The sequence below is a fragment of the Comamonas sp. 23 genome (assembly GCF_049601575.1).
Classification (GTDB): domain Bacteria; phylum Pseudomonadota; class Gammaproteobacteria; order Burkholderiales; family Burkholderiaceae_C; genus Comamonas; species Comamonas squillarum.
In genome coordinates this window covers 4,766,222-4,777,922 of record NZ_CP187127.1, presented here as the reverse complement: position 1 = coordinate 4,777,922, position 11,701 = coordinate 4,766,222, and the positions used below count along the sequence as shown (strand labels likewise).

Genomic DNA, 11,701 nt, shown 5'->3' with positions numbered 1-11,701 from the left:
GCACTGCGCCGCAGCAGTGCTGCCGCCGACACAGTAGCGAAAGCGCAGAGGGCGGAGATTGCAGCGACAATCTCTGCTTTGCTGTTTTTTGGGATTCCCCCGTGACCCTTGCCATTCTCAGTGCCCTTCCCGAGGAGCAGGCCGGCATTGCCGCGCTGCTGGCGGATGCCCGCACCAGCGACTATGCCGGCCGCCGCTACACCTGCGGCCAGCTGCACGGCCATGCGGTGGTGCTGGCGCTGTCGGGCATTGGCTAGGTGGCGGCGGCCAGCACGGCCGCAACCCTGGTCGAGCGCTTTGGCGCCCGGGGCATCGTGTTTACCGGTGTGGCCGGTGGCCTGGGCGCGGGCGTGCAGGTGGGCGATGTGGTCGTGGCCAGCAGCTATGCGCAGCACGACATGGATGCCTCGCCGATCTTTCCGCGCTACGAGGTGCCGGGCTATGGCCGCGCGCGCTTTGACTGCGACGTTACCCTGAGCGCGCAGCTGGCCGTAGCGGTGCAGCAGTGCCTGGCCGGGGGCGCCGCAGCCTGGACGGCCGAGCTGGGCCTGCCCGCGCCGCAGATGCACCAGGGCCTGGTCGTCAGCGGCGACCGCTTTGTCAGCAGCGCCGCCGAAGTGCAGGCGCTGCGCAGCGGCTTGCAGGGCGCAGGCATGGAGGCGCTGGCCGTCGAGATGGAAGGCGCTGCCGTCGCCCAGGTCTGCGCCGACCATGGCCTGCCCTTTGCGGCCATGCGCAGCATCTCCGACCGGGCCGATGACAGCGCGCACCTGGACTTTCCGCGCTTTATCCGCAGCATTGCCAGCCGCTACGCGCAGCACACCATCGGCAGCCTGCTGCGGAACTTGGCGAGAGGTTAATCGGCTACCCGGTAGCGCGGGTGACTGTGCACTGCGGCAAGCCTCGTCACAATGGCGCGCTGCCTTGATGCGCTGTTTTGCCGACCATGCCCCTTTTTCCCGCCCACTCCTTTGCGCCCGGCCAGGTGCTGACCACCTGCAAGCTGGGCCTGGGGCAAATGCTGTCCTGGGGCTCGGCCTTCTACCTGCCCGCCATCCTGGCCGGCGCGATGGGCGAGAGTCTGGGCATAGCGCCATCGCGCATCTTTGCGGCGTTCTCCGTGGCGCTGCTGATGATGGCGCTCACTGGCCCGGTAGCGGGGCGGCTGATTGACCGCTGGGGCGGGCGGCCGCTCCTGATGGCCACCAATGTGCTGTTTGCGCTGGGCCTGGCGCTGCTGTCGCAGGTGCAGACCCAGGGCCAACTGTTTGCGGTCTGGTGGCTGCTGGGGCTGGCGATGGGGGCGGGCCTGTACGAGGCAGCCTTTGCCACCTCGGTGCGCCTGTATGGCAAGGCCGCGCGCGGCAGCATTGTCGGCATCACCTTGTTTGGCGGCTTTGCCAGCACCCTGAGCTGGCCGCTCACCACCTGGCTGCTGCACAGCTGGGGCTGGCGCGAGGCCTGCCTGGTCTGGGCAGCGGTGCAGCTCTTGGTGCTGCTGCCGCTGCATGCCAGCTTGCCCCATGCTCCGGCTCGCGCCCGTACCGATGTGGCAGCCGACCCAGCGGGCGTGCCTGCAGCGCCAGCTGCTGCCCTGCGGGGCCAGTGGCTCAGCCTGGTCTTGCTGGCGCTGACCTTTGCCGCCATCTGGTTCATCGGCACCTCGATGATGTCGCACCTGCCGCGCCTGCTGATGGTCAGCGGCGCCACGGCGACGGCAGCGGTCGCTGCGGCGGCGCTGGTGGGCCCGGCCCAGGTGGCCAGCCGCATTGCCGACTATGTTTTTCTGCGCCGCGCCCATCCGCTGTGGTCGGCGCGCATTGCCGTCATCGCCTACCCCGTGGCGGCGCTCGCGCTGGCGCTGTTGGGTGCCTCGGGCGCCTGGGTCTATGCGCTGGCCTTTGGCCTGGGCAACGGCATCATGACCGTGGTGATCGGCACCTTGCCGCTGGCCATGTTTGGCGCGCAAGGCTATGGCCAGCGCCAGGGCCTGCTGATGGTGCCTGCCCGCATGACCCAGGCCAGCGCCCCTTTTCTGTTTGGTCTGGCGCTGGAGCAGTGGCAGCTGGGCGCGCTGTGGGTGCTGATGCTCGCCGCATCGATCGCCGGCACGGCCCTGTGGTGCCTGCGGCCCAAGCAGGTGTAGTGGGCGCCTCCGTGCTTACTTGAGCCAGCCGCGCTTGCGGAAGTACAGCATCGGTATCAGCGCGCTGCCCACCATCAGCGCAATGCCGTAGGCATAGCCGTATTGCCAGTCGATTTCGGGCATGTACTTGAAGTTCATGCCGTAGACGCTGGCGATCAAGGTGGGTGGCAGCAGCGCGACGCTGGCCACCGAGAAGATCTTGATGATCTTGTTCTGGTTGATGTTGATGAAACCGACCGTCGCATCCATCAAGAAGTTGATCTTGTCAAAGAGGAAGGCGGTGTGGTTGTCCAGCGATTCGATGTCGCGCAGGATCTGGCGCGCGTCCTCGAACTGGTCGGAGTTGAGCATCTTGCTGCGCATGACAAAGCTCACCGCGCGGCGGGTGTCCATCACATTGCGGCGAATGCGGCCGTTCAAGTCTTCCTGGCGCGCGATGGCCGAGAGCACTTCACTCGCGTGGGTGTCGGTCACATTGCCGGCCAGCACCTGGGTGCTGACTTTTTCCAGGTCGTCGTAGATGCCTTCCAAGGTATCGGCCGAGTACTCGGCGTCGGCGTCGAACAGCTTGAGCAGCACGTCCTTGCTGTCCTCGATGAGGCCCGGCGCGCGGCGCGCACGCAGGCGCAGCAGGCGGAACACCGGCACATCCTCATCGTGGATGGAGAACAGCACGCCATAGCTTTTGAGCGCGGCGTTGTGCAGGTTCATGATGAAGGCCACACGCACGCTGCGCGGGTCGTCTTCGTCATCGATCAAGAAGTCGCTGCGGATGTGCAGGTCGCCGTTGTCTTCTTCGTAGAAGCGGGCCGATTCCTCGATGTCCTGGTCCATCGCGTCTTCGGGGATGGACAGGCCATAGTGCTGCTTGATCCAGCGCTTTTCTTCGAGGGTGGGGGATTCGAGGTCAACCCAGATAGGCTGAAAACGGGCCAGGTCCTGGAGAGACTCGATCTCTTCCTGCACCAGACGGCCATTGGCAAGCGTAAAGATGTTGAGCATGGGCTCACTTCCTTGTTGTTATTGGTCTGCAAAAGGGGGGCGGGGGGCGCTTCCGACCCTTGTGCAGCCATGTGCTTGCCAGGGTGGAAGCTACCAACTAGGGTAGGGATCCAAGGAGAGACTCCGGTTTGTGAATGGGCGCCATTATGGCATTCCCGCATCCGCTGCGCATGACGATGCGCTTTGTCCGCGCGCAGCGTTGTCAACGCCCCACGCCACAGCCTGTCAGTGGGCGCCTACACTCACCAAATGGCGGCTATTTGGCGGCTAAATGGCGGCAGATTGGCAGGTTGGTGAAGAAAATTAACGCCCGGCCTGGGCCAGTGCAAAGCACAGATCGGCCCAGGTTGCTGCCTTGGCCTGGGGGGTGCGCAGCAGGTGGCTGGGGTCGTAGCTGACCACGGCAGGCAGCTGGCAGCCGCCCAGCAGGTGCAGCTGCTGGCGCAGGCTGGAGAAAGGCAGGTCACCCGGCACCAGGTGGCGCACCGCCGGCAGGCCCAGCAGCAGCGCCATGGCCGGCTGGCATTCCTGCACCAGCGCCTCGATGCTGAAGCTGGGCAGGCCATCATCGCCTTCCTGGTTGGCAGGGATGCGGGCCAGCGGCACCCAGTAGACGGGGGCATCGGTCAGGCGCATGGCACGCAGCATCTGCACCAGCAGCTGGCAGGCTTCGCTCTGCTGGGGCGCGCCCTCGGGCAGCTCGGCCACCACCAGCCAGGACGGCTGGGTGGGGGGCACTGCGGGCTGCTGCTTGCCCTGCAGATCGAGCAGGACTGGCGCGCGCAGCGCAAAGCGCACACGCGGAAAGCCGGCGGGCAGCGCCTGTGGGGACGTGGGGCGTGCAGCTGCTGCAGGCGCTGGCGTTGGCTCAATAGCGGCAGCGGGCACGGCCGTTTCTGGGAGCGCAGCAGCCGGCATCGCCGCTGGAGCGGGTGCAACAGTAGGTGCATTAGCTCCTGTAGTCGCTGCTGCAGCCGCTGCCGTGGGCACAACAGCTGGGGCAGGCACCGCCTCCGCGCGCGATGGCGGTACAGCCACTGGCGCAGGAGCGGAAGATGTCTCAGGCGCGGCCTGGGCGGCAGGCGCGGGCGATTCGGGCCACCACAGCGGGTGGCCCATCTCTTGCAGCATGGCGCGTTGGCGGGCGTCCAGGTTCAGGCTCATGGGGTGGTAGGCAGCAGATAACGCATGACCATGGCGTCCTCGCGTTCGACATGGGATACCGGATAGTAGCGCTTTCGCAGCCCTACCGATTCAAAACCAAACGCCAGGTAGATCTGCTGTGCGCGCAGATTGCTGATGCGCACCTCCAGCCAGATCGCCTGCGCGCGCGCACTGACGGCCCAGCTGCGCAGCTGATCGAGCAGCACCTTGGCCCAGCCCTGGCGCTGGTGGCGCGGGTTGACGGTGATGTTGAGCAGGTGCAGCTCATCGACGCCCTGCATCGCAATAAAGTAGCCGATCAGCTCCTCGTCGGCCCAGAGCAGCTGCATCGCATAGCCCATCGCCATCGAGTCGATAAAGTTGCCCCGCGTCCAGGGGTGGGTGTAGCACTGGTTCTCCACCGCCAGCAGTGCATCCAGGTCATCAATGCGCAGCGCGGACCAGCGCAGCTGGGGCGAGGCCGGCAGGCTCATGGCGCGCTGCCTGGGCTGCCGGCGGCCTGGGCTTGTTTTTCTGCCTCGCGCTCGGCCGTGGTCTTGGCGACCTTGTCGCGGATATAGAGCGGCAGCGCATCCTGCGCAGCCACTGCCTGGCCTTGCGCCAGCAAATAAGGCGCCAGGCTCAGCAAGGCCCGGGCCGTGGGCATGGCCTGCAGATGGGTGGCGCCGGGCGCTAGGCGCTCGCCATATATGGCCTGGGCATTGCCGGCCACGACAAAGCCCGCGGGCACCTGCACCTCCTGCGGCGGGCAGACCTGCAGATCGCCCAAGGTCTGCCAGTGGCCATCCACATACTGGTAAACGGCGTTGTAGACCTCGTCCATGCGGGCATCGAGGCAGGCCAGCACCTGGGTGCAGCCGTATTGCAGGCGGGCCTCTTCAGCGACGGTCATCAAGGTATCGACCGGCAGCACCGGCACGCCCTGGCCGCCCTTGGCCACAAAGGCCAGGCCCTGGGCAATGGCGCAGGCGGTACGCAAGCCGGTGAACGAGCCCGGGCCCCGGCCAAACACAATCGCGTCCAGCGCATCAAAGCCCAGGCCTGCATCGGCCATCAGGCCGCGCAGCGCCGGCAGCAACTGGCTGGAGGTGTGCTGGCCACCGGCACCGCTGTGCAGCCAGCGCTGGTCATCCCGCGCGGTGGCAATAAAGAGGGTGTCGGTACTGGATTCGAGGGCAAGCAGGTTCATGGGGTAGGGCGCGCACGGGCGCTATGCTGGCGCCCGGTTTCAGCCCCTGTAGAGGGGTGGCAACCTGCCATTATCGGGGCAAAGCCAAGGCTGCATGCCGGGCTTGGGCATAGCCGCTAGACTGCTGCCCATGCAACAGATTTCTTCGATGGCGCCCCTTTCTCTGTCCCTGGCGCGGCTGAGCGCTGGCCTGCCTGGCAGCAGCGGCCGCTGGCTGCTCCCGGTCGCGATTGCGCTGAGCCAGGTGGCCTGCGCGCAGACGCCGGCCGCCCCCTCTAGCGACCCCACGCCCACGCCCATCCGGCTGGCCCAGCCGGTCGCTGGGGCGCCCCAGGCACCGGCCTCCGTCGCACCTATCGCTGCAGCACCTGCAGCCCTCGCCGCCCCGGCCAACGCCTGGCCCGCCGGCCGCTTGCCGGCCGAGGTCGAAGCGGCCTTGCAGCGGGGCAAGGTCGCGTCCGATGCGGTCTCCGTGGTGGTGATGGATGTCAGCGGCGCGCAGCGCCCGCTCCTTGATGTGCACAGCGATGTGGGCCGCAACCCCGCCTCGGTGATGAAGCTGGTGACCACCTATGCAGCGCTCGAGATCCTGGGCCCCGCCTACACCTGGGACACCCGCATTGCCACCGACGGCCAGGTCGCCCAGGGTGCCCTCAATGGCAATCTTTATGTACAGGGCTCGGGCGACCCCAAGCTGGTGATGGAGCGCCTGTGGCTGCTGCAGCGCCGCCTGCTGGGCCAGGGCATCCAGGTCGTGGTTGGCGATGTGGTGCTGGACCGCTCGGCTTTCGCGCTGCCGCCCATCGACCCCGCACGCTTTGACAACGAGCCCTACCGGCCCTACAACGCCGTGCCCGATGCGCTGCTGCTGAACTACAAGTCGCTGACGATGCGCTTTATCCCCGATGCCGCCGCTGGCGTGGCCCGCATCGCCTACGAGCCGGCCGTCGCGCATCTGCGCCTGCCCAGCACGGTGCCGCTGCTCAAGACCAAGGGCAATGCCTGTGGCGACTGGCGCGGCGCGCTCAAGGCGCAGATGGCCGATGCCACGCAGATCCAGTTTCTGGGAGGCTACCCGGCCGCTTGCGGTGAGAACAGCTGGGCCGTGGCGCCCGCCGCGCCCGACCGCTTTGCGCCCCGCGTGTTTGAAGGCATGTGGCGCGAGCTGGGCGGCAAGGTGACTGGCCAGGTGCGCATGGGCACCACGCCTGACGGCGTGCAGCCGCTGATGAGCTTCAGCTCGCCCACCTTGGGCGAGGTGGTGCGCGATATCAACAAGTACAGCAACAACGTGATGACCCAGCAGGTCTTCCTGACCCTGGGCAAGGAGCGCGCGGGCATCGGCACCTTTGAAGGCGGCCGCCAGGCGGTGGCGCAGTGGTGGAGCGAGCGCGTACCCGGCATGGCGCAGCCCACCATCGACAATGGCGCTGGCCTCTCGCGCGATGCCCGCATCACCGCCGGGTCGCTGGCCAAGATGCTCTCGGTCGCCTGGAACTCCAACGTCATGCCCGAGCTGATGGCCTCGATGCCGATCGTGGGTGTGGACGGCACGATGAAAAACAGCAAAAGCGCCCATACCGGTGGCGCCCACCTGAAGACCGGCACGCTGCGCGATGCCTCGGCCATTGCTGGCTATGTCAATGGCCGCGATGGGCGCCGCTGGGTGGTTGTGGCCATGGCCAACAGCGACAATGCCCCGCAGGCACGCCCCGCCTGGGATGCGCTGATCGACTGGGTGGCGGCCCAGTAACCCCAGAGGCGCAGGCAGGTCGGGAAAAACCTGCCTGCCACCAAGGTTGGGCTGCGGCGGTATCGGTGTACATTGCGCGTTGGAGCATGGTCACAAGCCATAAGGAGCCCTGCATGAGTCTGCCTTCGAAGACCTCGCTGTTTGCTGCTGCCAAGCGTTGGGATGCCGCCTTGGTGGCCCAGCTGCTGGCGCAGGCGCCGCAGTGGGCCCAGGCGGTCGATGGCAAGGGACGTACCGCCTTGCAGGTGGCCTGTGGCGTATCCGCGCACAACACCCAGTCTGCCGATACCAACGGCCTGGAGACCGTGGCCACCTTGCTGGCCGCCGGCGCAGTGCTGGAGGCCGAAGCCCCGATGGGCGAGTGCAATGGCGAGTTCCGCGCCACCGCGCTGTGGTTTGCCGTGGCCCGGGGCGAGAACCTGCCGCTGGTCGAACTGCTGCTTTCGCACGGCGCCAATGCCAGCTACTCGCTGTGGGCCGCCGTGTGGCGCGATGACGAGGCCATGTGCCGCGCGCTGCTGCAGGCCCAGCCCCTCCTCAACCTGCGCGAGCACGGCGAAACCCCTGTTTTCTATGCCGCACGCCTCGGTCGCCTCAAGACCCTGGAGCTGCTCCTCGACGCCGGCGCCGACGTCTCGGTAGCTGACTTCAAAGGCCGCGACGCGGTCGACATCGCGCTCGCCCGGCGCCTGCCCCAGGGGCTGATCTACCGCATGCAGCAGCTGCGCCAGCCGCGGCTGGCCTGACGATCCGTTGCACAGCGCATTGCCCGGGTTTCAGCGCGAACCCGGGCGGGCCACTGCGCTGCCTTCCTGCTACTGCTCCTCGATCCGCTTCTCTTCCATGAGGCAATGCTTGGCATGCTTTGCCCGCCAAGCGACTGGAGGTAGTCAGTACCCACCTTTCAGGTGACTGTTGCATTTGCCTAACTATCTGTCAGCTTCCTGTAAGCAGTGTTCATTCCAATGCGCTTCAAGATGAAATAAAGCTATCAATTGACATAAGTAAATTATTGTTGTTAATTGACGGATATCAAGTGAAGTGGAGGACCAGGGGTGCATCCATGGACCTGGGCCGACTACAGATGGACACACGGCATGTATCAAAAAAAGAGGGGCCGCCCGCTGTTTACCAGCTGGGCAACGGTGGTGGGCATGTTGGTGCTGGGGCTGCTGTATTCGATCAGCAGTGCCTTTGCGCAGGCGGCAGACGCTGTGTGTGCCGAAGTCAAAATTGTCATTGAACAAAAGCTTTCGCTGGAGCGCCAGGCCTTTGATGCCAAGATGGTCATCACCAATGGCCTGGCGGACCAGAAGCTGGAGAACGTCTCCATCGAGCTGAAGTTTCTCGATGCCAACAACAACCTGGTGGTTGCGACCTCGGACCCCAATGCCCAGGGGGCGACGTTCTTTTACCGCACTGACCAGGTGACAGGCATCACCAGTCTCCAGGGTGGTGTCATCGCGCCCAAGGCGGTGGCCCATATCAACTGGCTCATCATCCCCGCAGCGGGCAGTGGTGGCAGCAACCCGCAAGGCGCTGTGTACTACGTGGGTGCCAAGGTCAGCTACACGCTCGACGGCAAGGCAGATTCCGTTGACGTGGCGCCAGAATCCATCGTGGTACGCCCCCAGCCCGAGCTGGTGCTGGATTACTTTTTGCCGCGCGATGTCTATGCCGACGACGCCTTCACGCCAGAGACCGAAGCAGCAGAGCCCTTTACCCTGGGCGTCCGCATCAAGAACCAGGGCGGCGGCACATCCCACAAGACCAAGATCGACACCGCCCAGCCCCGCATTGTGGAGAACCGGCAGGGCCTGGCGATCAGCTTTCAAATTCTCGGCGGCTATGTCGGCGACCAACCAGCAGGCAAGAGCCTGCTTTTGGACTTTGGCGACATAGAGTCAGGCACTTCCAAAATGGGCCGCTGGTCCATGGTCACCAGTCTGGCAGGCAAATTTGTCGAGTTCAATGCCAGCTTCACCCATGCCGATTCCCTGGGGGGGGCGGTCACCTCGCTGATCAAGGAAGTGCGCACGCATACCTTGGTCCAGGATGTGCGCGTGGATCTGGCAGGGCGCGATAAGGTGCGCGACTTTCTCGCCAAGGATGGCGACGTCTATCGGGTCTACGAGTCCGATGGCGCAGACACCGAGGTGCAGAACCAGACGGCGTCGGCACAGATGACCGTGCAGGGCAACAACGCCAGCCTGCGCTTTAGCCCTGTAGCCCAGGGCTTTGCCTATGCCCGCGTGCCCGATCCGGCGCGCGGCGCCAAGCTGCCGGTGCAGGTCACGCGGTCGGATGGCTATATCGTGCCTGCAGAAAACGTCTGGTTGTCCAAGGAGCGCAATGAAGACCTGAGTTGGAGCTACTTCCTCAATATCTTCGATGCCAATACCAGCGGCCAGTACAGCATTGGCTTTGTGGCCGGCGCGGCCGAGGCCAGCATCGCGGGCCTCGTGTACCGGGACAGCAATGCCAATGGCCTGCGCGACAGTGGCGAGCCGGGCATCCCCGTGACCGAGGTCAAACTGAGCGGCACCCAAGCCAGCACGGGCGCCGCCGAGCTGCAAACGGCGTATACCGATGCGCAAGGCGCGTTCCACTTCACCAACCTCAAGCCAGGCGTCTACACCTTGGTCGTTGGTGTCAGCGATGGCCTGGTGGATGGCGCGGCGCTGGCGGGCTCTGCGGGTGGGCAGAGCGAGGCGGGCAAGTTCAGCAGCATTGAGCTGACTGCTGGCTCCGCTGCAGCCGGCTATCTGTTTGCCAAGCGTGCCGCCGCGCCCGACAACCCCGACCTCGAGCCCAAGGCCGACCTGGCAGTAGCTGCAGGTGCCAGCCCTGCTACCGTCAAGCGAGGCGACAAATCCACCGTCACGATCACCGCAGAAAACCTGGGCCCGGCTACGTCTGTGGCGACCACGGTGAATGTGGAAATACCAGCGGGCTTAACCGTGCTGAGCCCATCGGCCGCTGTGGGCAGCTATGCCAATGGCGTCTGGACCCTGGGCGATATGGCAACGCGTTCCACCGCGATCCTGACCTTGGAAGTGCAAACCGACAAGGACAGCAGCGCCAAGGAGTTTGCCGTGGCTGCGCGTATCGGCTCGTCCACCAAGGACGATATCAGCAGCAACAACAGCGCCTCTACCTTGATCCGTATTCAGAGCAGCGAGGCCGTGACTGCCACGCAAACAGCAGACCAGGGTATGCGCGTGCTGGCCTATATCGGCTGCGGCGCAGACACCGCCTGCGCCGCGCAAAAACGCCAGGCCGCGCAAACGGTGCTGGCCACGTATGACGATGAGGCCGAGATCGTTGAGACAGCTGCTGCCTTCCAAAAGGCGTTGCGTGCTGGCGACTTCAGCCTGCTGTGGCTGAGCGGGTCGCTCAGCGATCTGGGCGCCCACCTGCAGGAGGAAGTGCGCGCTGCCGTGCTGCGTGGTGCCTCGCTGGTGGTGGATGGCGCTGCCGATACCCATCTGCGTGCCATTGCCGATATGTGGGGCAGCTATGCCGATCAGCCGTTGCCCAATGCTGCACTGCAGTTGGGCGCTAACGCGCTGCCGCTGACCCGCCCAAGCTGGGCCTTGGCGGATGATGCGCAGGCGACCAGCGAGCTGCGCTATGCGACCGGAGAAACCGCCGCAGCACGCAGCAGCTACGGCAAGGGTCAGGTGCTGGCGATGGGCTTTGACAGCCTGGCTGAGCCGCTGAGCGGCACGGAATGGACGGCATGGCTCCAGGCCCAGATGGTGCTGAGTACGCCCAAACTGGTAGACCCGATGCTCGCCCAATCCAGCGTGTACCTGAAGACTGTCATCCACAATGGCGACGACAAGGCCCGCCAGCTCACGCTGAGCACGGCCTTGGGCAACGGCGCCCAGCTGCTGTCGTCCAAGCCCGCTGCCGCGCAAAGCGGCGACCAGCTAAGCTGGCCTATGGACCTGGCTGCCGGTGCAGAGCAAGGCGTTGAGCTGTGGCTACAGCTGCCTGCGTTGGAGAATGCAAGGCGACTGACGCGTTACTTGCCGCAATTCAAAATGAGTGTGATCCTAGAACGCTTGGCGATTGTTTGAAGGAATGTTTAAATCCATTCAACTGGGCAAAAATACCGGGATTGAGATTTGCCAAGAAAATAAACAAGCATCCACCTTATACCCCAATTGAATTTCTAAAAAAAGAAATCAAAAAAAGCACGCCTACATTTGTTGCGCATACAGCTAAAGATGACATGATTAAAACACTGAAAAGCAACGGCTATAAACATTCGACAACAAAAGATGGGAAAGATATTTTAACGAAGGGTGATAAATCATATTTGTTTTACACTGCTACCGGTGGAGGTATAGATCATGCTTGGATTGGTAAGCCAGCTGTTGATTTTAAGATTGGAAAGAATACCGTCCAAAAGATAAGAATTGGAAAGTAATGGTGATTT

9 protein-coding genes and 1 pseudogene are annotated in these 11,701 nt (G+C 64.5%); 6 read left to right on the top strand and 4 right to left on the bottom strand.

Features of this window, described 5'->3' with window-relative positions; translation table 11 throughout:
* The first annotated feature begins 101 nt into the window (after positions 1 to 101).
* Together ACPEE1_RS21565 and ACPEE1_RS21560 are read left to right on the top strand one after the other, a co-directional pair.
* Positions 102 to 860: pseudogene (locus ACPEE1_RS21565) on the top strand (5'-methylthioadenosine/adenosylhomocysteine nucleosidase).
* 86 nt (positions 861 to 946) lie between these two features.
* The gene (locus ACPEE1_RS21560) at positions 947 to 2,146 is read left to right on the top strand and encodes an MFS transporter (RefSeq protein WP_423934841.1); all 1,200 of its coding nucleotides are present in this window, start codon (positions 947 to 949) and stop codon (positions 2,144 to 2,146) included.
* Positions 2,147 to 2,161: 15 nt separating this feature from the next.
* Here ACPEE1_RS21560 and corA read toward each other — a convergent pair whose 3' ends face one another.
* From corA to tsaB, 4 genes are all read right to left on the bottom strand, one after another.
* Positions 2,162 to 3,148 (bottom strand): magnesium/cobalt transporter CorA, encoded by a 987-nt coding sequence (gene corA / locus ACPEE1_RS21555; RefSeq protein WP_021025633.1) that lies wholly within the window; start codon positions 3,146 to 3,148, stop codon positions 2,162 to 2,164.
* A gap of 303 nt (positions 3,149 to 3,451) precedes the next feature.
* Positions 3,452 to 4,312 (bottom strand): uracil-DNA glycosylase family protein, encoded by an 861-nt coding sequence (locus tag ACPEE1_RS21550; RefSeq protein WP_423934840.1) that lies wholly within the window; start codon positions 4,310 to 4,312, stop codon positions 3,452 to 3,454.
* Positions 4,309 to 4,785, bottom strand: a complete 477-nt coding sequence (gene rimI, locus ACPEE1_RS21545) for a ribosomal protein S18-alanine N-acetyltransferase (protein WP_116926120.1) — start codon at positions 4,783 to 4,785, stop codon at positions 4,309 to 4,311. Before rimI ends, ACPEE1_RS21550 begins: the two co-directional genes overlap by 4 nt.
* On the bottom strand, positions 4,782 to 5,501 hold the full coding sequence (tsaB, locus tag ACPEE1_RS21540) for a tRNA (adenosine(37)-N6)-threonylcarbamoyltransferase complex dimerization subunit type 1 TsaB (protein ID WP_116926121.1): 720 nt from the start codon (positions 5,499 to 5,501) through the stop codon (positions 4,782 to 4,784). Before tsaB ends, rimI begins: the two co-directional genes overlap by 4 nt.
* A 130-nt stretch (positions 5,502 to 5,631) precedes the next feature.
* Between tsaB and dacB the strand changes: the two genes are divergently transcribed.
* The 4 genes from dacB to ACPEE1_RS21520 all read left to right on the top strand — a co-directional run bounded on the left by dacB (position 5,632) and on the right by ACPEE1_RS21520 (position 11,692).
* Positions 5,632 to 7,254: a D-alanyl-D-alanine carboxypeptidase/D-alanyl-D-alanine endopeptidase gene (gene dacB / locus ACPEE1_RS21535; RefSeq protein ID WP_423934838.1), complete on the top strand. Its 1,623-nt coding sequence runs from the start codon at positions 5,632 to 5,634 to the stop codon at positions 7,252 to 7,254.
* A 113-nt stretch (positions 7,255 to 7,367) separates the two neighbouring features.
* Positions 7,368 to 8,000: an ankyrin repeat domain-containing protein gene (locus tag ACPEE1_RS21530; protein ID WP_182344726.1), complete on the top strand. Its 633-nt coding sequence runs from the start codon at positions 7,368 to 7,370 to the stop codon at positions 7,998 to 8,000.
* A 351-nt stretch (positions 8,001 to 8,351) separates the two neighbouring features.
* Positions 8,352 to 11,339, top strand: a complete 2,988-nt coding sequence (locus ACPEE1_RS21525; RefSeq protein WP_423934836.1) for an SdrD B-like domain-containing protein — start codon at positions 8,352 to 8,354, stop codon at positions 11,337 to 11,339.
* Positions 11,336 to 11,692, top strand: coding sequence for a hypothetical protein (locus ACPEE1_RS21520; RefSeq protein ID WP_423934834.1), 357 nt, complete (start codon positions 11,336 to 11,338; stop codon positions 11,690 to 11,692). The genes ACPEE1_RS21525 and ACPEE1_RS21520 overlap by 4 nt, the downstream gene beginning before the upstream one ends.
* Positions 11,693 to 11,701: the final 9 nt, after the last annotated feature.